Source organism: Burkholderia sp. BE17, assembly GCF_009362305.1.
GTDB classification, from domain to species: Bacteria; Pseudomonadota; Gammaproteobacteria; order Burkholderiales; family Burkholderiaceae; genus Burkholderia; species Burkholderia pyrrocinia_C.
The window spans coordinates 22,865-47,892 of record NZ_WHNU01000024.1 but is presented as its reverse complement, the minus strand read 5'-3'; the positions used below and the strand labels follow the sequence as shown (position 1 = coordinate 47,892).

At 67.8% G+C, this 25,028-nt stretch carries 21 protein-coding genes and 1 pseudogene; 11 read left to right on the top strand and 11 right to left on the bottom strand.

All coding sequences use genetic code 11. The features are described from left to right. Window positions 1-40 precede the first annotated feature (40 nt). From GD429_RS21130 to GD429_RS21110, 5 genes are all read right to left on the bottom strand, one after another. The gene (locus tag GD429_RS21130; RefSeq protein WP_152859570.1) at window positions 41-892 is read right to left on the bottom strand and encodes an alpha/beta fold hydrolase; all 852 of its coding nucleotides are present in this window, start codon (window positions 890-892) and stop codon (window positions 41-43) included. 249 nt (window positions 893-1,141) lie between these two features. Continuing rightward, window positions 1,142-1,483: a DUF3579 domain-containing protein gene (locus tag GD429_RS21125; RefSeq protein ID WP_152859568.1), complete on the bottom strand. Its 342-nt coding sequence runs from the start codon at window positions 1,481-1,483 to the stop codon at window positions 1,142-1,144. A 25-nt stretch (window positions 1,484-1,508) separates the two neighbouring features. After that, window positions 1,509-2,870, bottom strand: coding sequence for a sigma-54-dependent transcriptional regulator (locus tag GD429_RS21120; RefSeq protein ID WP_152859567.1), 1,362 nt, complete (start codon window positions 2,868-2,870; stop codon window positions 1,509-1,511). Continuing rightward, the gene (locus GD429_RS21115; RefSeq protein ID WP_152859565.1) at window positions 2,860-4,743 is read right to left on the bottom strand and encodes a sensor histidine kinase; all 1,884 of its coding nucleotides are present in this window, start codon (window positions 4,741-4,743) and stop codon (window positions 2,860-2,862) included. The genes GD429_RS21120 and GD429_RS21115 overlap by 11 nt, the downstream gene beginning before the upstream one ends. Before the next feature lie 122 nt (window positions 4,744-4,865). After that, window positions 4,866-6,230, bottom strand: a complete 1,365-nt coding sequence (locus tag GD429_RS21110) for a 2-hydroxycarboxylate transporter family protein (protein ID WP_152859563.1) — start codon at window positions 6,228-6,230, stop codon at window positions 4,866-4,868. A 467-nt stretch (window positions 6,231-6,697) separates the two neighbouring features. On the opposite strand from GD429_RS21110, the gene GD429_RS21100 reads away from it, so the two are divergent. From GD429_RS21100 to GD429_RS21075, 6 genes are read left to right on the top strand one after another with little or no spacing between them, the layout of a single operon-like run. Continuing rightward, window positions 6,698-7,549, top strand: a complete 852-nt coding sequence (locus GD429_RS21100; RefSeq protein ID WP_152859559.1) for a MetQ/NlpA family ABC transporter substrate-binding protein — start codon at window positions 6,698-6,700, stop codon at window positions 7,547-7,549. Window positions 7,550-7,560: 11 nt separating this feature from the next. Further along, window positions 7,561-8,973: an LLM class flavin-dependent oxidoreductase gene (locus GD429_RS21095; protein WP_152859557.1), complete on the top strand. Its 1,413-nt coding sequence runs from the start codon at window positions 7,561-7,563 to the stop codon at window positions 8,971-8,973. An 18-nt stretch (window positions 8,974-8,991) separates the two neighbouring features. Next, the gene (locus GD429_RS21090) at window positions 8,992-10,170 is read left to right on the top strand and encodes a methionine ABC transporter ATP-binding protein (protein WP_152859555.1); all 1,179 of its coding nucleotides are present in this window, start codon (window positions 8,992-8,994) and stop codon (window positions 10,168-10,170) included. Beyond that, the gene (locus tag GD429_RS21085) at window positions 10,163-10,819 is read left to right on the top strand and encodes a methionine ABC transporter permease (RefSeq protein WP_152859553.1); all 657 of its coding nucleotides are present in this window, start codon (window positions 10,163-10,165) and stop codon (window positions 10,817-10,819) included. Before GD429_RS21090 ends, GD429_RS21085 begins: the two co-directional genes overlap by 8 nt. Window positions 10,820-10,873: 54 nt before the next feature. Then, complete coding sequence (locus GD429_RS21080; protein ID WP_152859551.1) at window positions 10,874-11,725, top strand: hypothetical protein; 852 nt, start codon at window positions 10,874-10,876, stop codon at window positions 11,723-11,725. After that, window positions 11,722-12,933, top strand: a complete 1,212-nt coding sequence (locus GD429_RS21075) for an acyl-CoA dehydrogenase family protein (RefSeq protein ID WP_152859549.1) — start codon at window positions 11,722-11,724, stop codon at window positions 12,931-12,933. The genes GD429_RS21080 and GD429_RS21075 overlap by 4 nt, the downstream gene beginning before the upstream one ends. Before the next feature lie 360 nt (window positions 12,934-13,293). On the opposite strand, the gene GD429_RS21070 is transcribed toward GD429_RS21075, so the two are convergent. The 3 genes and pseudogenes from GD429_RS21070 to GD429_RS21060 form a co-directional block, all read right to left on the bottom strand. After that, window positions 13,294-15,021: a YadA family autotransporter adhesin gene (locus GD429_RS21070; protein ID WP_152859680.1), complete on the bottom strand. Its 1,728-nt coding sequence runs from the start codon at window positions 15,019-15,021 to the stop codon at window positions 13,294-13,296. Between the two features lie 419 nt (window positions 15,022-15,440). Further along, window positions 15,441-15,557, bottom strand: a pseudogene (locus GD429_RS21065) (transcriptional regulator); the annotation flags it as partial. Between the two features lie 58 nt (window positions 15,558-15,615). Further along, window positions 15,616-16,080: an Lrp/AsnC family transcriptional regulator gene (locus GD429_RS21060; RefSeq protein ID WP_152859547.1), complete on the bottom strand. Its 465-nt coding sequence runs from the start codon at window positions 16,078-16,080 to the stop codon at window positions 15,616-15,618. A 191-nt stretch (window positions 16,081-16,271) separates the two neighbouring features. Here GD429_RS21060 and GD429_RS21055 point away from each other — a divergent pair, with 191 nt between their 5' ends. Further along, complete coding sequence (locus GD429_RS21055) at window positions 16,272-16,898, top strand: LysE family translocator (RefSeq protein ID WP_152859545.1); 627 nt, start codon at window positions 16,272-16,274, stop codon at window positions 16,896-16,898. A 9-nt stretch (window positions 16,899-16,907) separates the two neighbouring features. Here GD429_RS21055 and GD429_RS21050 read toward each other — a convergent pair whose 3' ends face one another. Then, entirely contained in the window at window positions 16,908-17,753 is an 846-nt protein-coding gene (locus GD429_RS21050; protein WP_152859543.1) for a helix-turn-helix domain-containing protein, read from the bottom strand. 200 nt (window positions 17,754-17,953) lie between these two features. Here GD429_RS21050 and GD429_RS21045 point away from each other — a divergent pair, with 200 nt between their 5' ends. Then, a complete protein-coding gene (locus tag GD429_RS21045; protein WP_152859678.1) occupies window positions 17,954-18,907 on the top strand; it encodes a DUF2167 domain-containing protein in 954 nt (317 codons plus the stop codon). Further along, on the top strand, window positions 18,904-19,629 hold the full coding sequence (locus GD429_RS21040) for a site-2 protease family protein (protein WP_152859541.1): 726 nt from the start codon (window positions 18,904-18,906) through the stop codon (window positions 19,627-19,629). Before GD429_RS21045 ends, GD429_RS21040 begins: the two co-directional genes overlap by 4 nt. A gap of 74 nt (window positions 19,630-19,703) precedes the next feature. Here GD429_RS21040 and GD429_RS21035 read toward each other — a convergent pair whose 3' ends face one another. Beyond that, window positions 19,704-21,080 carry an MFS transporter gene (locus tag GD429_RS21035; RefSeq protein ID WP_152859539.1) on the bottom strand — a complete coding sequence of 459 codons (1,377 nt, stop codon included), beginning with the start codon at window positions 21,078-21,080 and terminating at the stop codon, window positions 19,704-19,706. Window positions 21,081-21,327: 247 nt separating this feature from the next. On the opposite strand from GD429_RS21035, the gene GD429_RS21030 reads away from it, so the two are divergent. Together GD429_RS21030 and GD429_RS21025 are read left to right on the top strand one after the other, a co-directional pair. Further along, window positions 21,328-22,905, top strand: a complete 1,578-nt coding sequence (locus tag GD429_RS21030; RefSeq protein WP_152859537.1) for an aldehyde dehydrogenase (NADP(+)) — start codon at window positions 21,328-21,330, stop codon at window positions 22,903-22,905. A gap of 289 nt (window positions 22,906-23,194) precedes the next feature. Further along, window positions 23,195-23,746, top strand: coding sequence for a hypothetical protein (locus GD429_RS21025; protein ID WP_152859535.1), 552 nt, complete (start codon window positions 23,195-23,197; stop codon window positions 23,744-23,746). A gap of 198 nt (window positions 23,747-23,944) precedes the next feature. Here the strand turns inward: GD429_RS21025 and kdgD are convergent, their stop codons facing one another. After that, window positions 23,945-24,859, bottom strand: a complete 915-nt coding sequence (gene kdgD / locus GD429_RS21020) for a 5-dehydro-4-deoxyglucarate dehydratase (RefSeq protein WP_152859533.1) — start codon at window positions 24,857-24,859, stop codon at window positions 23,945-23,947. Window positions 24,860-25,028: the final 169 nt, after the last annotated feature.

Here is a 25,028-nt window from a genome sequence, read left to right as displayed (position 1 = left end):
GAAGCAGGAGAACCGGGCGGAACGAACGCCGCCCGTGAACTTACGCGGCGATGAACTCGTGCACGTAGCGGTTGAACACGGCGGGGCTCGCTGCATTCATCCCGTGCGACGCGCCGGCGACGGTCTGCCGTTGCGCATCACCGATCCACTGCGACAGCGTGTCGACGTTGTTGCGGAACATCTTCGGGCTGCGCTGGCCGTCGATCAGCAGCGTGCGGCATGCGATATCGCCGGCCGTGTGCTGCGAATACGCGGGCAGCGGATCGCGCAACTGCTTCGGCAGCGTGCTCGCGTTGTCGATCGCCATCGTGCGGAAGCGCGACGTGCTCTTTTTCCATGCGCCGGGCAGGCTCACCGAATCGACGAACATCTCGAGGCCGGACTCGACGTCGCCTTGCCCGATCAGGTTCACGGCCTGCGTGCGCAGCGCGATCGCGGCAGCCGGCAGCGCGGCTTCGCGCACGCCCTGCTGCTGCAGCGGGCCGCCCGGATCAGCGAGCGTCAGCGTGTCGACGAGCTGCGGATGCTGGCGTGCGACGTTGAACGCGACGCTGCCGCCGCGCGAATGACCGACCAGATGCACGGGGCCGAGATCGAGCGCGTCGATGAATTCGGCGAGCTCGTCGACGTGGTTCTGCCAGCTGAACTCGTCCTGGATGCCTGCTTCGACGGCCGGCCAGTAGTGGCTGAGGCTCGGCGCGATGCAGCGGTAGTGGGCCGACAGCGATGCAAGCTGCGGATCCCAGTAGCGGTAGTCGCACAGCGAGCCGTGCACGAACACCATCGGCGCGCCGCTGCCCCGCTCGACATACGGCAGGCTGATGCCTGACGAAAGCGTCGCAAATTGCAGGTCGGGGTTCGCGAGCACGGACGGCTCGATTCGCATGTTCATGACTGAAAGACTCAAAGGTGCGTCAACACGACGCAACTATGCATCACGGCGACCTGCAAGGAAAACGCATAATTTTCATCGTGACGATCAATTTTATTGATGGCTCGGCTGAAAACCCTTGTCAGAGCGTGGTCATGCATCGAAGCCTTCAATCATCTGACGATTGATTTCGGCGGAGGAAGGGCGTGCGGTGGCCTGCGCGCACGCGCAAACGCACCGGAAAAGAGGGGAGGCAGGGGGCTCTGCGCGTCACCGCACCGCCAACGCAGGCGCAGTCTGAAGCTCGACGGGAAGGTCGTTATCGGCCGCGAACTGCATCGCGAAGTCGAACGCGTCCGCGCATACGTCGCGCAATTCGTCCGACACGAACAGGCATTTGATGCCGCCGTCGACGACCGGCATCGCGAGCCGCGACAGCGCGCACGGATAGCCGGGACGCCGTTCGCCGACGAACAACGTGATGACGCCCGCGAGGCGTTCGGGCCAGTCGCTCGGGCGGAAGGTCTTCTGCGCGCGCGTGACGCCGCGGATCAGGTGGCCGCGGGTTTGGCCAATGAGGCGGCCGTGTTCGGTGACTTCGATGCGATTCATGCTGTGGTGCGTGTCCTCGTTCGCGTCATTCGCCGCCGTCGGCCGCCGCGTCGCCGCGCGCGGGAATCCGCAGGTTGCGCAGCTTGTGATAGAGCGTCTTCTTCGGCATGCCGAGCGCGACGCTTGCGTCCGCAACGTTGCCGTGGTGACGCTGCAGCATGTCCTCGATCAGCATCCGTTCGAAATACGCGAGCTGTTCCGCAAGCGTGCCGCCCACGGCGGGTGCGCCGCCCGACGTCAGCAGGCTGTCGCCGGTCAGCCCGAGCACGAAGCGGTCGGCCACGTTCTGCAGCTCGCGCACGTTGCCGGGCCACGCGTGCGTCATCAGTTCGGACACCTGCGCAGCCGTGACGACCGGCGCAGGCTGCCCGAAGCGCCGCGCGGCCGCGAGCACGAAATGCTCGAACAGCAGCGGCACGTCCTCGCGCCGCTCGCGCAGCGGCGGCAGCTCGATCTGCGCGACGTTGAGGCGATACAGCAGATCCGCGCGAAAGCGCCCGTCGGCTGCGAGTTCGGCGAGATCGGCCTTCGATGCGGCAACCACGCGGCAGTCGACCGGAATCAGCTCGTTCGCGCCGAGCCGCTCGACCACGCGCTCCTGAAGCACGCGCAGCATCTTGATCTGCAGCGAAATCGGCATCGTCTCGATTTCGTCGAGGAACAGCGTGCCGCCATGCGCCCATTCGATCTTGCCGATGCGCTTCTTGATCGCGCCGGTGAACGCGCCGGCCTCGTGGCCGAACAGTTCGCTCTCGAAGATCTGCTCAGGCAGGCCGCCGCAGTTCAGCGCGACGAAATGTGCATCGCGCCGGCCGCCGAAGTCGTGCAGGCTGCGCGCGATCAGTTCCTTGCCGGTGCCCGTTTCGCCGGTGATCAGCACCGACACCGACGTATCGGCGAGGCGCAGGATCTTCTTGCGCACGTCGGCCATCGCGGGCGACTTGCCGAGCACGTACGCTTCGATGCCCTGCCAGTTGTTGAGCGCCGCGCGCAGCCCCTGCACTTCGAGCGTCAGGCGGCGCTTCTCGACCGCGCGCGCGACGCGGCCGGCGATCACGTCCGACGAGAACGGCTTCTCGATGAAGTCGTACGCGCCGACCTGCATCGCGCCGACGGCCGTCGAGATATCCGCGTGGCCGCTGATCAGCACGACCGGGATCTGCGCATCGACGGCCATCACGCGGTCGAGCAACTGCAGCCCGTCGATGCCCGGCATCCGCACGTCCGACACGATCACCACCGGCGCGCCGGGCGCGACGTGCGCGAGCGCGTCGGCGGCCGACGCGAACGCGTCGACCGGGAACCCGGCGAGCGCGACGGCCTGCTCGACGCCGATCCGGACGTTTTCATCGTCCTCGACGACCAGCACCCGAATCTCATCTTCCATGCTCTGTCCTTTGCAGCGTCGCCGCCGCGAATTCGATACTGAACTGCGCGCCGCCTTCGTCGCGGTTCGTCGCGGCGATCTTCGCGCCGAACGCCTCGACGATGCGCGACGTGATCGCGAGGCCGAGCCCGAGGCCCTGGCCGCGCGGCTTGGTCGTGACGAACGGCTCGAACAGGTGCGGCAGCACGTCGGGCGCGATGCCGGCGCCGCTGTCGGCGATCGTGAAGCGCACGCGGCCGGCTTCGTCCGCGTCGGCCGCCTCGATGACGATGCGGCGCACGGGCGCATCGTGCACCGCGTCGAGCGCGTTGCCGAGCAGGTTCACGATCACCTGCTGCAACTGGCTCGATTCGGCCGACACCGCCGTGCCGGGCGCGATGTGCACGTCGAGCCGCACGCCTTCGTCGCGGATCCGCGCGTCGTAGATGAGCCGCGCATGTGCGACGGCCTCGTTCAGCGACACCGCGACGCGCTCGACGTCGGGCTTGCGCGCGAAGGTTTTCAACTCGCCGGTGAGCACCGCCATGCTGTCGACGAGCTTGCCGATCCGTTCGAGATTGGCATCGGCCTGCGCCGGCTGGCCGCGCGCGAAGAACGTGCGCGCGTTGTCGCACAGCGTGCGGATCGCGACGAGCGGCTGGTTCAGCTCGTGCGTGAGGCCGGCGGCCATCTGCCCGAGCACCGCGAGCTTGCCCGCGTGCACGACTTCCTGCTGCGAATCGCGCAGCCGCTGCTCGGTGCGCTCGCGCTCGACGATCTCGCGCTGCATCTGCTCGTTCGCGGCCGTCAGCGCGGCCGTGCGCTGCGCGACGGTCAGCTCGAGCCGGTCGTTCGCGCGGCGCAGCGCGTCCTGCGCATTCAGCCTTGCGACGATCGCGCGGCGGCGCTGGATCGCGTAGCCGGCCAGCAGCGCGGCGATCAGGAACGCGCCCGTGACGAACACGAACGCCGTCTGCTGCTGGCGCCGCGCGCCCGCGATGTCGAGCAGCACCATCAGCGAATCGCCGGCCTGCGGCGCGGGCCGCGACATCACCAGATAGCGTGTGTTGTGGCCGGCGCGGCGCGGATCGGGGAACGTGCCGAGCCACGCGGCCGCGCTGCGGTCGCCGATGCGGCGGTACGGCAGCGCGTCGACGGTACGGCCTGCGTATTGCCGCGACGCCTGGATGTCGCGCTGCTGCTGCGCGGTGATCGGGCGCAGCGCGGTGAATTTCCATTCGGGTTCGGTCGAGATCACGACCACGCCGTTGCTGTCGACGACCATCGCGGCGACGCCCGGCGCGCGCCAGGCCGATTCGAGCGAATCGACGCTGATCTTCACGGCGGCCACGCCGATCGGCACGCCGTCGTCGCGCACCGCGCTGGCGAAATAGACGCCCGGCACGCCCGTGTTGGTGCCGATGCCGAAGAAGCGGCCGCTGCCGCGCGCGAGCGCGTCCTTGAAGTACGGCCGGTACGACACGTTGGTGCCGACGAAGCTGAGCGTCTCGTTCCAGTTGCTGGCGGCGATCACCTCGCCTTGCAGGTCGATCACGTCGACCGCGCCGCTGCCCGCGTCGCGGTTCACGGCTTCGAGGTACGTGTTCACCGTGTGCACGAGATCGGGCGCGTCGTGCGGCGCGGCCTTCAGCATCGCGCGTACGCCGTCCTGCCGCGCGACCAGGCCGGGCAGGATCTCGAAGCGACCGAGCTCGCTCTTCAGGCTCGACGCATACAGGTCGAGCCGGTGCGCGCCGGTTTCCTCGAGCGCGTCGATCGCGCGTTCCCACGCGAAATCGACGGCCGCACCGGCCACGCCGACATACAGCACGGCCGCCGACGCCCAGCCCCACCACGGGATTCCCTTGAAGCTCTTCTGCACGTTCGCCCTCATCGAAGCCCGCTACCGGCCGTCCGCAACCGGCCGTCCGCAATCGGCCGGCCCTAACGACGCGCGCCGCGCGCCGGCAGCGGCGCGTGCGAAGCGGCCTGCGCGACGGTGCGCGCGGCGGTGCGTCACCCGAAGTGCGCGACCAGGATCAGCGTGACCGTGACGACGATCGCGCCGCCGATCCGCGTCGCGATCTGCGCGAACGGCATCAACTGCATCCGGTTCGCGGCGGTCAGGATCGCGACGTCGCCGGTGCCGCCTTGCCCGCTATGGCACGCGTTCACGATTGCGGTGTCGATAGGGTACATCTTCATCAGGCGGCCGACCACGAAACCGGTGCCCATCAGCGTCGCGACGGTCGACACGATGGTCACGACGTTGACGATCGTGAACGCGGCGGTCAGCTTGTCCCACGGCGTCATCGCGACGCCGATCGCGAACAGCAGCGGATACGTGACGGCGGTCGAGAAGAACTTGTAGACGACGAACGCGCCTTCCTGCAGCGGCGGCGACACCGCGCGCGCGAGCTTCACGAGCACCGCGAGGAACAGCATCGCGACCGGTGCGGGCAGGCCGAACAGCTTGTGCGCCATCAGGCCGACGAGGTACAGCGTGATCGCCGTGATGCCGGCGCCCGCGATGTGCGTGACGTCGACGTGGCCGCGGATTTCTTCGTTTTCCGGCGTCATGTCGCCGGATTCGCCGACCTGCAGGCGGCCGTTGCCGGTCAGGTGCGGCAGGCGCTTGCCGAGCATGTCGAGCGCACCCGACAGGATGATCGCGGTCAGGCTGCCGAGCATCACCGGCGGCAGCACCATCGCGAACATCTCGCCTTGCGGCAGGTGCATCAGTTCCGAATAGCCGATCGACAGCGGAATCGCGCCTTCGCCGACGCCGCCGGCCATGATCGGCACGACGATGTACAGCAGCGTGTGGCGCGCGCCGAGGCCGAGCGCGGTACCCACCGCCGTGCCGACGATCGCCGCGGCGACCGAGCCGGCCGCGAGCGGGATGAAGATCTTCACGAAGCCCTGGATCAGCACGCGGCGATCCATGCTCAGGATGCTGCCGACGATGATCGACGCGATGAACAGGTACAGGAAGTTGGTCGACTTCGTGAATTCGACCGTCAGGTTCAGCACTGGCTTCGGCAGCAGGTGGTAGTAAGTGAGCGCCGACGGCACGAAGGTCGCGAAGATCGCGGCCGCGCCGATGTTGCGCAGCAGCGGCAGGCGCTTGCCGAGTTCGGCGCACGTGAAGCCGAAGAACGCGAGCACGGCGATCGCCATCGAGATTTCGCCGGGCACCTTGCCCGTCACCGCGAAGCCGACGATCAGCCCGAGCAGGATCACGTAGACCGGCAGCGGGATGATGCCGATGCGGATTTCCATCAGCTTCCACCAGCCTTCCGGCCAGAAGCGTGCGCGTGTGGCGGGGCCGGCTTCGGCAATCGGCTCGGGATGGGACGGGGTATGGATAGAGGTCTGCAAGACGTGTCTCCTGATGTTGGAATGCCTGCTTTGCTTCGCGGCATCGTGTGCCGACTATTACGCAACCTCCGTGCCAAGGCGCAGGCCTGCAGGCGTGCTTGCAGATCGTTGATTCATAAGGAATTTGTATCGTCTGCGGAAAGGGCCGCGCGGAGGCTGTTCCGAGATTTCGGAATTCGTGCGGCGGGCAGGCCGAGATTTCGGCTGGATGGCGCGTCAGGCGCACGGTCAGCCCGGCCGCGCCCCGATCTCGCCCTGTACGCGCCCCGTATCGCCGCGCCCCGATCACCCGCCATATCGCCGCGCGCGATTTTCTTCGCACAATCGCTTCGTAGACCGCCCCCTCGCCGCTCTCTATCATCGGCTGATCCTTTTCCGATGCGACGACGACTGTCCGGAGAACGCCCGCGCGTTCGCCGCGGCGTCGCTCATCCGTCGATACCGTCTTTGGACAGGAGAGTGGTTCCATGCTGCATGCCGTTTTTTCCGCCCGCTTTTCCTCCGGCCGCTTCGCGCGGCCGGCCCGCCTGCTGGCGGCCGCGCTGCTCGCCGGGTTGTTCGGCGTCGGGCTGCTGAACGGCGCGCGCGCCGACACCGCGCAGCTGAAGGTCGGCATCTCGACCAGCCCGCAGATCGAGGCGCTGAAGATCGCCGCGAAGGAGGCGAAGGCGCAGGGGCTCGACGTGAAGATCGTCGAGTTCACCGACTGGAATACGCCGAACGCGGCGCTCGCGAACAAGGACATCGACGTCAACTACTTCCAGCACATCCCGTTTCTCGAGAACGCGAACAAGCAGGGCGGCTACAACTTCGTGTCGATCGCGCCCGGCACGATCATGAAGATCGGCCTCTACTCGAAGAAGGTGAAAAGCTTTGCCGAGCTGAAGGACGGCGCGCGCGTCGCGATCGCGAACGATCCGGTGAACGGCGGGCGCGGGCTGTTGCTGCTGCAGCGCGCGGGCCTGATCGCGCTGAAGCCGGGCGCCGACTATCGCGCGACGACGCACGACATCGTGTCCAACCCGAAGCACCTGAAGATCATTCCGCTCGAAGCGTCGCAGCTCGCGCGTTCGCTCGACGACGTCGATCTCGCGCAGGGCTACCCGAGCTTCATCAAGCTCGCCGGCACGACCGACCCGAACAGCGCGCTGCTGTTCGACGGCACCGAGAACAAGATCTTCGCGATCCAGTGGGTCGTGCGGCCCGACAGCGTGAACGACCCGCGCATCCGCAAGTTCATCGCGATCTACCAGCACTCTCCGGCCGTGCGCAAGGCGCTCGACAACGCGTTCGGCTCGCTGTACGCGATCGCGTGGTGACGGAGGCGCACATGACGACGGCGAACCGGAAGAAGATCCTGCTCAACGCATTCAACATGAACTGCGTCGGGCACATCAACCACGGGCTGTGGACGCATCCGCGCGACCGCTCCGCGCACTACACCGATCTCGACTACTGGGCCGATCTCGCGAAGACGCTCGAACGCGGCAAGTTCGACGGAATCTTTCTCGCGGACATCGTCGGCGTGTACGACGTGTTCGGCGGCGGCCCCGACGCCGCGCTGCGCGAATCGGTGCAGGTGCCCGTCAACGATCCGTTGCTGCTCGTGCCCGCGATGGCGCAGGTCACGCGGCATCTCGGCTTCGGCGTGACCGCGAACCTGACCTACGAGCCGCCTTACCTGTTCGCGCGCCGCATGTCGACGCTCGACCACCTGACGAAGGGGCGGGTGGGCTGGAACATCGTCACCGGTTATCTCGACAGCGCCGCGCGCGGGATGGGCCTCGCGCAGCAGATCGGCCACGACGACCGCTACGAGCGCGCGGACGACTACATGGACGTCGTCTACAAGCTGTGGGAACAAAGCTGGGACGACGATGCGGTGATCCGCGATGCACAGGCACGCGTGTTCGCGCAGCCGGGCAAGGTGCGGCGCGTGAAGCACGACGGGCCGTTCTATTCGGTCGACGCGATCCACCTGAGCGAGCCGTCGCTGCAGCGCACGCCGGTGCTGTACCAGGCCGGTTCGTCCGCGCGCGGCGTCGAGTTCGCGGGCCGGCATGCGGAATGCGTGTTCGTCAACGGGCAGAGCAAGGCCGCCGCGCGCGCGGCCGCGCTCGACATCCGCGCGGCCGCCGCGCGGCAGGGGCGCGACCCGGCGTCGATCCGGATCTTCGCGGGCGTGAGTGTCGTGACGGCCGAGACCGAGCGGCTCGCGCGCGAAAAATTCGACGAATACCGGCGCTACGCGAGCCCCGAAGCCGGCCTCGCGCATTTCGCGAGTTCGACCGGCATCGACTTCGCGAAGTACGGTCTCGACGAACCGATCTCGTACGTGAAGACCGATTCGATCCAGTCGGCCGTCGACGCGATCTCGCGCAAGAGCACGACCGGCACGTGGACCGTGCGCCGGATGCTCGAACAGATGTCGCTCGGCGGCCGGTATGCGCCGATCGTCGGTTCGCCGTCGCAGGTCGCGGACGAGCTGCAGTCATGGATCGACGAGACCGGCATCGACGGCTTCAACCTGACGCGCACCGTGATGCCCGAGTCGTTCGAGGATTTCGTCGACTGGGTCGTGCCCGAGCTGCAGAACCGCGGCGTCTACAAGGAAGACTACGATCCCGCGCCGACGCTGCGCGAGAAACTGTTCGGCGCGGGTGCGCGCCTGCCTGCGTGGCACACCGGCGCGCAGCACCGGCCGGCCGCCGTGCCCGAACCCGCGCATCCCGCGCACGCCTGAACGTGACGGAGCGAAGCGATGACGCAATTGTTCGATACGCTGGGTTTCATCGACGCCTCGGCCGCGCGCGCCGGCGCCGCAGCAACGGTGCATGAGACGACGGCTGCGCCGGCCGATGGCGTGGCCGTGTCGCTGGAGCAGGTCGGCAAGGTGTTCGCGACGCCGCGCGGCCAGGCCGCCGCGCTGCGCGACGTGACGCTCGACGTGCGGCGCGGCGAGGTGTTCGGGATCATCGGCCGCAGCGGCGCCGGGAAGTCGACGCTGCTGCGGCTCCTGAACGGCCTCGAACGGCCGAGCTCGGGCCGCGTGCGCGTGCAGGGCGTCGACGTCGGCGCGCTCGACGAGGACGGGCTTGTCGCGCTACGCCGCCGCACCGGCATGGTGTTCCAGCATTTCAACCTGCTGTCCGCGAAAACGGTATTCGAGAACGTCGCGCTGCCGCTGAAGATCGCCGGCGTGCCGAAGGCCGAGCGCGTGCGCAAGGCCGACGCGCTGCTCGAACTCGTCGGGCTGACCGCGAAGCGCGACGCGTATCCGGCGAGCCTGTCGGGCGGGCAGAAGCAGCGCGTCGGCATTGCCCGCGCGCTCGTGCACGATCCCGAGGTGCTGCTGTGCGACGAGGCGACGTCGGCGCTCGATCCCGAGACGACGCAGTCGATCCTCGCGCTGCTCGCCGACATCAACCGCCGCCTCGGGCTGACGATCGTGCTGATCACGCACGAGATGGAAGTGATCCGCGCGGTGTGCGACACGATCGCGGTGATCGAACAGGGCGAAGTCGTCGAAACGGGCCCCGTGTGGCGCGTGTTCGGCGATCCGCGCCACGGCGCGACGCGCGCGCTGCTCAGCACGCTGGTGCACGACCTGCCGGCCGAGCTGGCCGCGCGCGTGCGGCCGCTGCCCGAGCAGGCCGCATTGCCGGACGGTGCGCAGGTCGTGCTCGACGTTCGTTATACGGGCGAGAGCGGCGGCGAGCCGGACGTCGGCGCGCTCGCGGCGGCGCTCGGCGGCTCCGTGCGTTTCCTGCACGGCGGGATCGAGTGCATCCAGGGGCATGCGCAAGGGCGGCTCGTGATCGCGGCCGCGCCGCGCGTGGATGACGCCGGCCAGTCGCCGGCACGCGGCGGCGCGGTTGCCGCGCTGCTCGAACGCGCGCGCCGCCACGCGAATCACGCGGAGGTGCTCGGCTATGTTTGAGCTCTGGTGGCCCGAACTGCTCGACGCGATCCGCGACACGCTGTCGATGGTCGCCGCATCGGCCGCGATCGCGGCGCTGATCGGCATCCCGCTTGCGGTGATCCTCGTGACGACCGCGCCCGGCGGCATCTACGCGCGACGCGGCGTGAACGCGGTGCTCGGCGCGCTCGTCAACGTGTTCCGTTCGACGCCGTTCATCATCCTGCTCGTCGCGCTGCTGCCGTTCACGCGCGTGCTGATCGGCACGACGATCGGCGTATGGGCGGCCGTCGTGCCGCTGTCGATCGCCGCGATCCCGTTCTTCGCGCGGATCGCCGAGGTGAGCCTGCGCGAAGTCGATCGCGGGCTGATCGAGGCCGCGCTCGCGATGGGCGCGAAGCGCCGCCACATCGTGTGGCACGTGCTGCTGCCCGAAGCGCTGCCCGGCATGCTCGGCGGCTTCACGATCACCGTCGTCGCGCTGATCGGCTCGACCGCGATGGCGGGCGCCGTCGGTGCGGGCGGGCTCGGCGATCTCGCGATCCGCTACGGCTATCAGCGTTTCGACACCACCGTCATGGCGACCGTGATCGTGATCCTGATCGTACTCGTTTCGGCCGTGCAAATCACGGGCGACCGTCTGGTCCGACGTGTGACCCGGCGTACCTGAGCGACGCCACGAGCGTCTGCTCGCTTCATTCATGACCCTGAGAGAACAATACCCATGACCTTGCCCATCGGCGCGCCGCGCGAATGGAACGGACAATTCGAGGAAGCGCTGTTTCTCGACGTGGCGCGACGCCATCGCCCCGGCTTCCCAGACAAACTCGCCACGCCGCCGCGCGAGCCGGCCAACGCGGACGAGCTGGCCGCCGTCGCCGACTACTACACGAAGATGGCGTCGCACGACCTGTTCATCGTGCAGGTCGTCGCGAAGGCGATCGACACGCTGTTCCGCGACGATCCGCATTTCCAGCTGATCCTGTCGCGCCAGCTCGGCGACGACGGCGCGCATGCGGTGATCGGCCGCGAACGCGTGACCGAACTGACGGGGCGCGATCCGCTGCCGGAAGTCGACCGGCTCGTCGCCGCGCACTGGGCGCGCATCGGCGATATCGCGGTGCGCGACGTCGCTGGTTTTCTCGCGTTCGAATGGCATTACGAGCTGCACATCCTCGCGAAGCTGTGGATCCAGCGCAAGACCGGCCGGATCGGAGACGGCGCGATGCGCGAGCACGGCGAGAACCGGATCCGACCGGACGAGGAATGGCATCGCGTGCAGATCGTCCAGTGGTGGTTCGACAAGCTCGCCGCGCTGCCGGCGGCGGAACGCGAAGCGCTGATCGATCGCGTGATCGCGGCCGACGAGGAAACGCAGGCGCGGCTCGACGGTTATCTGCACGACGAGTACGCGCATACCGCGCACGTGTTCGGCGCGGATATCGCCGAATACCGCGCGATCTACGACGACTGGCGGCGCGAGATCCTGTCGCGGTTGACCGGCAGGCGCGAACTCGGGAAACTCGTGCCGTTGTCGGACGCCGTCTCGACCCAGGAACAGGAAGCCGTCGCATGAACGATCCACGCGGCCCGGCGACGCTCGCCGCGGCAACGGATGTGCCAGCAATCGATCGGGACGCACTTGCACGCGTTATCGACGAACTGCACGCAACCGCCGCCGCACGCGACCGCGCGGGCGGTCACGCGGCGCAGGAGAAACAGTGGCTCGCCGACGCGGGCCTGCTGACGCTCGCGGTGCCGCGCGCGTTCGGCGGGCAGGAAGCCGCGTGGTCCGCGATCTACGACGCGATCCGGCAGATCGCGCGCGCCGACAGTGCGCTTGCGCATCTCGTCGGGTTTCAATGCCTGCAGGTGGTGAGCGTCGACGTGTGGGGCAGCGCCGCGCAGCGCGAACGTTATCTGCGCGGCACGGTCGAGCAGCGCTGGTGGTGGGGCAATGCGGTCAATCCGCTCGACACGCGCCTCGTTGCGACCGCGACGCCGGACGGCGGCTACCGGCTCGATGGCGTGAAGGGCTTCTGTTCGGGCACGCGCGGCTCGCAGCGGATGACGGTGTCCGCGCACGATCCGGAAACCGGCCGCACCGTGTTCGGCGTGGTGCCGACCGATCGCCCGGGGATCGCGGTCAACGACGATTGGGACCCGATCGGCCAGCGCCAGACCGACAGCGGCAGCGTGCGCTTCGACGGCGTGACGCTCGCGCCGGACGAGGTGCTGCACCGTTCCGAGACGCCGCCGACGCCGCGCGCGACGCTGCGCACGCTCGTGTCGCAACTCGTGCTGACGAACCTGTTCGTCGGGCTCGCGGAAGGCGCGTTGGCTGAGGCACGCGATTATGTGCTGAAGCATGGCCGGCCGTGGATTCACTCGGACGTCGAGCGGGCCGAGGACGATCCGTACACGCTGCAGCGCTTCGGCGACATGCGCGTGCGTGCGGTTGCCGCCGCGGCATTGGCCGATCGCGCGGCCGATGCATTGCAGCGCGCGTGGGCGCGGCAGGACGCGCTGACGGCCGACGAACGCGCGGAAGTCGCGCTCGCGGTATCGGAAGCGAAGATCGTCGCGCAGCGTGCGGCGCTCGACAACGGCGAGGCGCTGTTCGACGCATGCGGCGCACGCGCGACGGCCGCGTCGCTCGGCCTCGATCGCTTCTGGCGGAATGCGCGCACGCATACGCTGCACGATCCGCTCGACTACCGGCTGCGCGATGTCGGCCGGTTCGCGCTGACGGGAGAATTGCCGCCGGCGTCGCTGTATACGTGATACGTGACGACGGGGCCGCGGCGGTGGCGCTTCGCGGTGGCTCCACACTGACCGCAAGCGCCGGTGCCTGCCGCCCATGCCGGCACATCGTTCGTTCCACGTGCTGGACGCCTTCGACGGATGCGCGGTCACGGGCTGGCCCGTGGTTGTGCATGGGCAGATAGCCGTGCGCGACGGCGCGCTGAACGGACAGCCGGCAGGGCAGACCGCGACGTTTCCGGATACGGCGGCGTAGCCTGCTGCCGCGACCGGGAAACCGGCGTGCCGCGTGAGACCGTGGCGCCATCGACGCGGTCGCGCCGATGGCTTGCCTTGCGGCGTCAAGCAACCGTCTCTTGACGCTTCACGGGCCGAGCACGCTTACCAGCGGTAGCCGACGCCCGCACCCGCACCGAACGAGCCGTGGCCGGAAACCGCCGTCGTCACCGAACCCTTGACCAGCCATTTCGCCGTCGCGACGGAAAGACCGACCGCCATCGCGCTTTGACCGCCATACGTGCCGCCGCCGAGCGCGACCACCTTTTCACCCGGCAGCACGGCTTGCGGCATGTTCGCCATCGCGATCGCGCTTGCCGTGCCCGCATTCGCGTCTTTGCGATACTTCGACATTTCTTCGCGAACCGAATTGATTGCGCCGTTCAACTGACGCACGTTGACGCCGTCCGTCGGCGCCGTGCCGTCGGCCATGTTGGTGAGCTGACGCTCGGCGCCCGGCGCGCCGATCGATACCGTGTTGTCCCGGTCGGCGACCGAATTCGCTCCCAACGCGACCGAATTGCTGGCGGTCGCGCGGCTGTTCGTGCCGATCGCGGTAGAGTCCTTGCCGGAGACATTCGACCCTGCGCCGATCGCCGTTCCGTTCGGCGCGGTGACTTTCGAATTCGTGCCGATGGCGGTTCCGTTCGGCGCGGTGACGGTGGAATTGACGCCGATGCCCGTGCCGTTGTCGCCCGAGACATTCGAGCCGTTGCCGACCGCGGTTCCGTTCGGCACGCTGACCCGCGTATTTTGGCCGATTGCGGTGTCCGTACCATCCGTCACCGTGCCGCTCGGGACGCTCGACGAAATTTTGCCGACGGTCGTCGTGAGCGTTGCCAGATCCGCCGTCAACGTGGAAACCTGGTTTGCGATCGAGAAGAGTTGCGAGCCGTTGACTGCATCCGTGCTGGTCGCGCTGATCGCGCCGGCCGCGACGTTCACGATCTGACGCTCGGCGCCCGCGCTGCCGACGCTGACCACGCCCACCGGCGTGCCGGCGAAGCCGCCGTAGCTGACGCCGTTGAGCGTCACGCTGTTGACGGTGGCGAAAGCGCGCGTAGATGCGTTCGAGCCCAGTGCGACGGAATTCGCATCGGCGGCGTTCGCGCCTTCGCCGATCGCGACCGCATTCACTGCGGATGCCGTCGCACGGGCGATGGCGATGCTCCCGACAGCGGAGGCCGAACTGTCGACGCCGAGCGCTACCGCATCGTTCGCGCCGGCGTTTGCCTGAAAGCCGAGTGACGTACCGCCGGCCGCAATGCTGCCCTTGCCCACGGCCGTGGAGAATGTCGTGGTGGCGCTGGCGCTTTGCCCGACCGCCGTCGACTGGTCGACGGCGAACGCGCCCTGGCCGAAGGCGGATGCCGTCGTGCCGTTCGCGATGGCTCCGTTGCCGACTGCCGTCGCCTGGGTTCCGACCGCGCTTGAGGCCGCGCCCATCGCCGTCGCCTGGTCGCCGGTTGCCACGGCATTTCCGCCGACGGCCGTCGCAAACGTACCGGTCGCGGCCGCCATGCGGCCGATTGCGACGGTTTCGCTATAGGCTCCGGTCGACGAGCCCGAATTCGCGACTGCCGCAGTGCCGATCGCCACGTTGTCGCAGCCCGTTGCAGCGGCCGGATACGTGCCGCTTCCCGAGATGGCGATGTTGCCGACACAGCCGGCCGACGTTTCGGTCGACGTCCCGTTCTGCACATAGTCGGCGCGCGCGGGTGCGGAAGCCGCGAATGCGACAACCGCTGCGCTCACGGCGATGGCCAGCGCTGCTTTCGACTTCGCCGGCGCGCGCAGTGCCGGATTCCCCAACCCTCGATGCATCTTGCTCATGTTTTTCCTAGGCTCGATATAAAAATTGTGTTGTGGCTTGCTTGTCGTTCTCACGATTTCCCGATCGCAGTGCATTCGCGATTTTTTTACCGAAGCCCTTGTTCGAATACAGTCCAATTGAAAAGATGTCCTAAACAAATTTGACATTCGACGGAGTGAGTCCAGGGGGAAATGGCACGGGTGCCGCTACATTTGACGTTTTCCGGAACGCGGACGCGTCCCGGATCTGCAGCATTGAGATGCGACGACGCATTTTGATCGGACTCGCCAGCGCCCATGTTTGCCATGGCGCCCGATCTCTATGCTTTGGGGAAAGTTCGTCGTCTTGATGGTTGCGCCGACCGCCGGCATACCGGTCCTGGGCGCGGAGGCCGGCGTTCGGGCGTCGGCTTACGTCAATCTCCGCAGTGCGCTTGCTACTACACCGCCAACGCGTCCGCCAGCGCCCGCATCGCGTCCACCGTCTCCGGATTCGCCGGAAAGAACGCCTCGATCGCGAGTTCTGAAAGCGTCACGTCGACCGGTGTGCTATGAACACCGCGTCGTCGCGCTGAACGGGCAGCCGGCAGGGCGGGCCGTCACGTTCCTGGATGCCTAGATCGGCAGCCGGACCGTCTGCTTGATGCGCTTCAGCGGAATCTCGGTTTCGACGTTGCGTACGCCTTCGATCTGCGTGAGCGTTTCCATCTGGAAGCGCTGATAGTCGTCGAGATCGCGGGCGATGACGCGCAGCAGGTAGTCGTAGCTGCCGGCCATCAGATGGCATTCGAGCACTTCGGGCGCTTGCTCCATCTCGCGCGCGAAGCGCTCGACCGTCGCCTTGTCCTGGCGCTCCAGCGTGACGCGCACGAACGCCGTGAACCTCAGGTCGACGGCGGCGGGGTTCAGCAGTGCGACATAGGCGTCGATGACGCCCTGCTCTTCGAGCAGGTGAACACGGCGCAGGCAGGGCGTGGCCGAGAGTCCGGCCTGTTGCGCGAGTTCGGCATTCGTCTGGTTCGAATTCTGTTGCAACGCACGCAGAATGCGCCGGTCGATCGCGTCCAGCTTGGTTGGCATTTTTTGACTATCGTGAATATGAATATTAGAGAATAGCTCCAAATTCAGTATTCGAACTAGCCAAATACGCATCCAATCTCCACGACAACGCACCGATAATCTGACGACCAGCCGGCATGTGCAACGCGCCGCAGCCGCACACGGCGCGCGCGATTCCCGTCCCCCCGGCAATTCCCTTCAGGAGATCTCCCATGCCGCACGTATCCTGGCTGCCGTTCATCGCCACGTCCCTTCTGATCATCGTCACGCCGGGCCAGGACATGGTTCTCGTGATGTCGCGCACGCTGTCCGGCGGCACGCGCGCGGGCCTCGTGACCGCGGCGGGCGTCAGCGTCGGGCTGCTCGTGCACACGATGCTCGCGACGCTGGGGCTGGGCGCGCTTCTTCAGGCATCCGAATGGCTGTTCACCGCGCTGAAGGTGATTGGCGCGCTGTACCTGCTGTACCTCGGCATCACGCTGCTGCGTTCGTCGGGCGAGCTGACGCTCGCAAGCAGCCGCGGCGCGCCGGAATCGCGGCTGCGCACGTTCGCACAAGGCGCGCTGTCCAACGTGTCGAATCCGAAGGTCGCGCTCTTCTACCTGGCGTTCCTGCCGCAGTTCGTCCCTGCGGGGGCCGCACATCCGATGCTGTCGCTGTTCGTGCTGGGCGCGACGTTTGCTGGTCTGACGTTTCTCGTCAAGGGGCCGGTCGCGCTGTTCGCCGGCCTGCTGTCGGCGTCGATTCGCCGCAATCCGCGCATCCTGACCCGCATGCATCGCGTCAGCGGTGTGGTCCTGCTGGCGCTGGGCGTGAAGCTGGCGCTAGAGCGCCGCTGATGGCGGTCCTTACGCCGCCAACGCGTCCGCCAGCGCCCGCATCGCGTCCACGGTCTCCGGATTCACCGGGAAAAACGCCTCGATCGCGAGTTCCGACAGCGTCACGTCGACCGGCGTGCCGAACACCGTCGTCGTACTGAAGAACGTCAGCTCGCCGCCCGCCGTGCGCAGCCGAAGCGGCACGGCGATATCCGCGAAGTCGGTGCGCGCGTGCGTGTCGTCGCGCTGGCCGGCCGGCGCCGGATACGCGGCGAGCTCGTCGCGCAGCGCATGCAGCGTGCGGTCGCCGCTCGCATCGATCTGCCGCTGCAGTCGATGCAGGATGTGCGCGCGCCATTCATGCCAGTTGACGATCTGCGACGCGAGGCCGTCCGGATGCAGGCTCAGCCGCAACACGTTGACGGGCGGCTGCAGCAGCGCCGGATCGGCCTGCGCGACCAGCGCGCCGAGCATCCGGTTCGCGGCGAGCAGCGTCCAGTAGCGGTCGACCGCGAGCGCCGGGTACGGCTCATGGCCGCGCAGCACGGCTTCGACCGCATGGCGTGCGGCATCCAGCTGCGGATCCGAGAACGGCCGCTCGCGAAACAGCGGTGCAAAGCCGGCCGCAACCAGCAGCGCATTGCGTTCGCGCAGCGGCACGTCGAGCCGCTCCGCGAGATGCAGCACCATCTCGCGGCTCGGCTGCGCGCGGCCCGATTCGACGAAGCTCAGGTGGCGCGCGGAGACTTCCGCGTCGAGCGCGAGCGCCATCTGGCTCAGGCGCCGGCGCTGGCGCCACGTGCGCAGCAGCGGGCCGATGCCGGACGCGCGGCCGGCGGACGGGGAGGGCGAATGAAGGGCGGCGGTCGGGTTCATGCAGCAGATGATAGGCAATCCCGTGCGCGTTGGGCATTACCTGCGACGTAAGCATCGCGCCGTTCCCCGGGCGCCCCTGGCGCTGCGTTACCATAGCCTCCGTGCCACCTGAGAGGCGATTCCGGACCCGCGACGACAACGCATGGGCCGGTTCCGCGCACGTTTACAACAAGGCATTCCAGGGGAATCCAACAATGAAAATGAAAAAGCTCGCCGTTCGGCTCGCCTGCGTGGCGACGCTCGCACTCGCCGCGGCCAGCGGCCATGCGCAGACCGAAGCTGCGCAGGTGGAAATGCGGGCCGCCGCCGCTGCCGCCAACGAGGCCGTCGTCAAAGGGCCGACCGACATCGACGTGAAGCATGAAGCCGTGCTGAGGCTGAAGGCCGGCGAGTCGTTCGTGCCGGCTGCCGAAGCCGGCCGCTACCTGCGCTCGATGGGCAACTCGATCGACGAATCGAAGCTGGTCGGCCTCGTGCTGCCCGACGACCCCGATGTCGACTGGATCTCGGTCGTGTCGTTCGAGCCGAGCGGCTACATCCGCGACGACGACGCGAAGGACTGGAAGCCCGACGACCTGCTGAAGAGCCTGCAGGCCGGCACCGAGGAAAACAACCCGGCGCGCAAGGAGCGCGGCCTGCCCGAAACCGAGGTGGTCGGCTGGGCAAAAGCGCCCGCGTACGACGCGGCCACGCACCGGCTCGTGTGGTCCGCGATCATCCGCGACAAGGGTGCGGCCCCGAACGCCGCGAACGACGGCGTGAACTACCGGACGCTCGTGCTCGGCCGCGACGGCTACCTGTCGCTGACGATGGCGTCGACGCTGGCCGATCTGCCGAAGTACAAGGCGTCGGCAGACGACCTGCTGTCGAACATCAGCTTCAACGACGGCAAGCGCTACGCCGATTTCAACAAGTCGACCGACCATGTCGCCGAGTACGGCCTCGCGGCGCTGATCGTCGGCGTCGGCGCGAAGAAGCTCGGCCTGCTCGCGCTGATCGGCGCGTTCGCGGTGAAGTTCTTCAAGATCGGCGCGGTCGCGCTGCTGGCCGGCGGCGCGGCGCTGAAGCGCTTCTTCGGGCGCAAGCCTAAGCCGGCCGCGGTGCCGGCCGTCGCCGATGCGTCCGACTTGTCCGGCACGGAGCGCAAGGAATGACGAAGCTGTTGCTGCTGATCTTCGGCGGCCTCAAGCTCGGCAAGGTGCTCGTTTCGGCGGGCACCATGCTGGCGTCGATCGCCGTCTACGCGCTGTTCTACGGCTGGCGGTTCGCGGCCGGTTTCGTCGCGCTGCTGCTGGTGCACGAGGCCGGCCACTACCTGGCCGCGCAGCGGCGCGGGCTCGACGTCGGGCTGCCGACGTTCATCCCGTTCGTCGGCGCATGGATCCAGCTGAAGGAGATGCCGCACGACGCGGAAACCGAAGCGTATGTCGGGCTCGCCGGGCCGTTCGTCGGCACGCTCGGCGCATTGGCCTGCTACGCGATCGCACGCCACTACGACAGCAACCTGCTGCTCGCGCTGTCGTACACGGGCTTCTTCCTGAACCTGTTCAACATGATTCCGCTGTCGCCGTTCGACGGCGGGCGGATCACCGCGGTGCTGTCGCCGCGCATCTGGTTCGCGGGCGTGCCGGTGCTGATCGCGCTGTTCGTGTATCGCCCGAGCCCGCTGCTGATCGTGATGGCGATCCTCGCGCTGCCGCAGCTGAAGCGCGCGTGGCGCTACGATCCCGACGCGCCGGAGAACCGCGTGTACTACGCGACGTCGATCGAGGCGAAGACGACCTACGCGCTCTGCTACGTCGGCCTGCTCGCGTTTCTCGCGCTGATGACGTCCGGCGTGCACGACATGCTGCGCGTCGTGCATTCCGCGACCTGACGCAAGAACGGCGGCCGCTTTTACGCGGCCGCCGTCGTCGTCCATTCCTTTCCGACGAAGTTTTCCGCCGAAGCTCACGCGTCGCGATGACGCAGCTCGACCCGCTTGATGTCCTTCACGATCACGAGATAGCTGAACACGGTGACGAGCGCGTTCAGCCCGACGAACACGAGCGCGCCGTTGAACGAGCCGCTTGCGCCGACGAGATAGCCGATCGCGATCGGCGCGACGATGCCGGCCGTGTTGCCGAACATGTTGAACAGGCTGCCCGACAGGCCGATCGCTTCCTTCGGCGCGGTATCCGCGACGACGGCCCAGCCGAGCGAGCCGATCCCCTTGCCGAAGAACGACACGGCCATCAGCACGATCACGAGCGCTTCGCTGTCGACGTAATTGCAGCCGATGATGACCATCGACAGCAGCATCCCGCCGACGATCGGGATCTTGCGCGCGAGCGTCAGCGACACGCCGCGGCGGATCAGCGCGTCCGACAGCATCCCGCCGAGCACGCCGCCGAGGAACCCGCAGATCGCCGGCAGCGACGTCATGAAACCGGCCTTCAGCAGCGACATGCCGCGTGCCTGCACGAGGTAGATCGGGAACCACGTGAGGAAGAAGTACGTGAGCACGTTCACGCAGTACTGGCCGAGGTACACGCCGATCAGCATCCGGTTCGACAGAAGCTGGCGCACGTAATACCAGCCGGCGACGCGGCTGCCTTCGGACGCCGCACCGGTGCCGCGCGATTTCGTCCGCACGAGGCCGCCGCCCTGCTCGATATGGTCGAGCTCCGCGCGGTTCACGGCCGGATGGTCGGCCGGATCCGTCATCGCGCGCAGCCACAGGAACGCGAGCGCGATGCCCGCGAGGCCGAGCCACAGGTACACGTGATGCCAGCCGTACGCATGCGTGAGCCACGCCATCAGCGGCGAGAACACCACGGCCGCGAAATACTGCGCGGCGTTGAAGATCGCCGACGCCGTGCCGCGCTCGGCGGTCGGGAACCAGCTCGCGACGACCTTCGCATTGGCGGGGAACGCGGGCGCCTCTGCGATGCCGACCGCGAAGCGCATCGCGAACAGCGCGGCGACCGCGAACGCGGCGCTGCCGCCGAGGCCGATCATGCTCTGCAGCAGCGTGAACGCCGACCACAGGAAGATGCTTGCCGCATACACGCGCCGTGCGCCGAAGCGGTCGAGCAGCCAGCCGCTCGGCAGTTGCGCGAGCACGTACGCCCAGCTGAACGCCGAGAAGATGTAGCCCATCGTCACCGGATCGATGCCGAACGCCTTGCGGATCGGCGTACCGGTGATCGACAGCGTCGCGCGGTCCGCGTAGTTGAGCGTAGTGACGACGAACAGCATCGCCAGGATCCAGTTGCGCACGGCGGTCCGGCGCGCGCTGCGCGCGAGGTCGATCGGAAGATCGCGAGGGGTGGTCTGGTTAGGCATGATAATGTACGTCGTCGTATGACATGGAGGGAAGTTTATGGGCAATGCCTGAGTGCAGAAACCTCGGGTTTTCCCTTTGGTGAGTGATGCCAGATAGTAAGAATGCCGTGATAAGGTTGACTGTAAGAGGATTTCGGGGGTGCCGCCGGCGGGCCGGAAGTTGGCGCGAATAATGAATTGGCGTCGGCAGACATCGTATCTGCTGAGATACAATGGACGATTCATTCCCGAACTACGGAGACACCCCATGCAACTGACAGGAGAGATGCTGATCGGCGCCGAAGCGGTGGCCGGCTCGGCCGGACCCTTGCACGCGTTCGACCCGACGAAGGGCGCACCGATCGATGCGCCGGCGTTCGGTGTCGCAACGCAGGCCGACGTCGACCGCGCGTGCGAACTCGCGCGCGACGCGTTCGATGCGTACCGCGCGCAGCCGCTCGCGGCCCGCGCGGCGTTTCTCGACGCGATCGCGGATGAAATCGTCGCGCTCGGCGACGCGCTGATCGAGCGCGCGCACGCCGAAACGGGCCTGCCCGTCGCGCGGCTGCAGGGCGAGCGCGGCCGCACCGTCGGCCAGCTCCGGCTGTTCGCGCGCGTCGTGCGCGACGGGCGCTTCCTCGCCGCGTCGATCGATCCCGCGCAGCCCGCGCGCACGCCGCTGCCGCGCGCGGACCTGCGGCTGCAGAAGGTCGGGCTCGGGCCCGTCGCCGTGTTCGGGGCGAGCAACTTCCCGCTCGCGTTCTCGGTGGCCGGCGGCGATACGGCGTCGGCGCTCGCGGCCGGCTGCCCGGTGATCGTGAAGGCGCACGAAGCGCACCTCGGCACGTCCGAGCTGGTCGGCCGCGCGATTCGCGCCGCGGTTGCGAAATGCGGGATGCCGGCCGGCGTGTTCTCGCTGCTGATCGGACCCGGCCGCGTGACCGGCGCGGCGCTCGTCAGCCATCCGGCGATCCAGGCCGTCGGCTTCACCGGTTCGCGGCAGGGCGGCATGGCGCTCGTGCAGCTCGCGAACGCGCGCCCGCAGCCGATTCCCGTCTACGCGGAAATGAGCAGCATCAACCCGGTCGTGCTGTTCCCGGCTGCGCTTGCCGCGCGCGGCGACGCGATCGCGACGGGCTTCGTCGATTCGCTGACGCTCGGTGTCGGCCAGTTCTGTACGAACCCCGGCCTCGTGCTCGCGATCGACGGCCCCGATCTCGACCGCTTCGAAGCCGTCGCCGCGCAGGCGCTCGCGAAGAAGCCGGCCGGCGTGATGCTCACGCGCGGCATCGCCGATGCGTATCGCAGCGGCCGCGGCAAGCTGGCCGAGTTGCCGGGCGTGCGCGAAATCGGCGCGGGCGAGGCCGCGCAGACCGAATGCCAGGCGGGCGGCGCGCTGTACGAAGTCGGCGCGCAGGCGTTCCTGGCCGAGCCGGCGTTCAGCCACGAGGTGTTCGGGCCGGCGTCGCTGATCGTGCGCTGCGGTGATCTCGACGAAGTCGCGCGCGTGCTCGACGCGCTCGAAGGCCAGCTCACGGCCACGCTGCAGATGGACGCCGACGACAAGCCGCTCGCGCGCCGGCTGCTGCCGATCCTCGAACGCAAGGCCGGACGCCTGCTCGTCAACGGTTACCCGACCGGCGTCGAGGTGTGCGATGCGATGGTGCACGGCGGCCCGTTCCCCGCGACGTCGAACCCGGCCGTCACGTCGGTCGGCGCGACGGCGATCGAGCGCTTCCTGCGGCCCGTGTGCTACCAGGACTTCCCGGACGACCTGCTGCCCGAAGGGCTGCAGGAAAGCAATCCGCTTGCGATTCCGCGTCTGCGGGACGGGAAGGCGGAGTGACGGGCCTGATCGACTGAGGGTGCGGTTCCCGGTAGTTGGTGCGCCCGGGGCAGAGAAACAGAAAGGCGGAAGTGGCCGGTGGGCCGCTTCCGCCTTTTTTGCATGGCGGGCGTTTGTGCCGCCGGTCTCGTCGGTCAGTGGGCGGGGCGGCGGCACCCGAGGGCCAGACTGCCGTCGATCTTGCCGTCTTCCGCGTCCCCCCAATTTCTCCTACAGTAGCGAAGCCCCGGGCCGCACGGTCCGCGGGCGAGCCTGAGAGACCGACAAAAGACAACGAGGGAACCTTCCGATGAACATCAACAAGCGTGGCGATCACCTGTTCGCGGCCGGATTGTGGAAAGCGATCGGCGACGTCGCGAAATCCGTGCGCACCCAGGTCGGCCAGTACAGCGAAGGGCGCGTGCTCGCGAATGCGCTGCTGGAATTCCAGCGCGACCTGGGCGGCAGCGAATTCGACCTGACGATCAACCAGGGGCGGCTCGTCACGGGCGCCGACGCGCATTCGCTCATGTTCGGGCAGGCCGTCCGACGTTTCCGGCAGGACATGGAGGCGCTGGTGTTCGCGCTCCAATACCGGCGCAGCATCGACGAGCGCGACCAGGGCCTGCGCGCCGAAGCGTTGACACAGGCCAACAGCCAGCTCGCGACCGCGAAGCAGTCGGCGACGATCACGGTCGGCCGGTTCTTCGACGCGGTTGTCGATCGCGACGTGCTCGGGCAGATCCTCGACGGCGAATCGAATGCGCGTGCGCGTACGGGCGCGCAGGGGCAGATCGAGGCGACGCGGGTCAAGCTGGGGAACGTGCGCCACCGGATCGTCGGGATCATCGCGCAGATGTGACGGAGGCGGCCGGCCCGCGGAGCGGGTGGCGTCGGGTGGAGCGCCGCGACGCCGCACGCATCGCGGCGGATGCGTGCACGATTACCGATACAAACGGGCGCGGCAGGGTCAAACCGGCCGCGACACAAAAACGTTGCGCACTGCGTAACGGCGAGCCGGCCGAGGCGCCGACAAAGGCGCCGCGCCGGCCACCCGCGCTTACTGCGGGCCCATCTTCTTGATCAGCACGTCGAGCTCCGCTGCCTCTTCGTCGGTGAGGTCGACGAGCGGCGCGCGCACGGGGCCCGCGTCGTGGCCGACGAGTTTCGCGCCCGCCTTCACGATACTGACCGCATAGCCCGCGCGGCGATTGCGGATCTTCAGGTACGGCAGGAAGAAATCGTCGATCAGGCGGCCGACCGTCGCATGGTCGTCCTTCGCGATCGCTTCGTAGAATTCCATCGCCGTCTTCGGGATGAAGTTGAACACGGCCGACGAGTACACCGGCACGCCGAGCGCCTTGTACGCGGCGGCATAGACTTCGGCCGTCGGCAGGCCGCCGAGGTACGCGAACCGGTCGCCGAGCCGGCGGCGGATCGTGACCATGCTTTCGATTTCGCCGACGCCGTCCTTGAAGCCGATCAGGTTCGGGCAGCGGTCGGCGAGGCGCTCGAGCATGTCGGCGTTCAGCTTCGAATTCGCGCGGTTGTACACCACGACGCCGATCTTCAGCGCGCGGCACACCTGCTCGACGTGGGCGGCGATCCCTTCCTGGCTCGCTTCGGTCAGGTAGTGCGGCATCAGCAGCACGCCGCTCGCGCCGAGGCGTTCGGCTTCCTGCGCATATTCGATCGCGACGCGCGTCGCGCCGCCCGCGCCGGCGAGGATCGGCACCTTGCCCTTGCAGGTTTCCGTCGCGACGCGGATCACGTCCGAATACTCGCGCTGCGTGAGCGAGAAGAATTCACCGGTGCCGCCGGCCGCGAACAGCGCGCTCGCGCCATACGGCGCCAGCCATTCGAGGCGCTCGGCATAGGTGGTCGGGCGGAAGTTGCCGTCGGCGTCGAAGTCGGTCAGCGGAAACGACAGCAGGCCGTGGGAAATGATTCGTTTGAGTTCTTGCGGTGAAGTCATGGTTGGGGTCGTCCGTCTAGCGCGAGTGCTGGGTTCGTCGGGAACGGCATACGGGCCACATTGGCGATGTCGTTGTATGTCATCGTACAACGAGGGGAAAGGTGGTGCAAGCGGTTTGCTGGCCGTTCGATGGTAGGGTCTTTCCGGATAAGGGTTTACGCAGAATCCC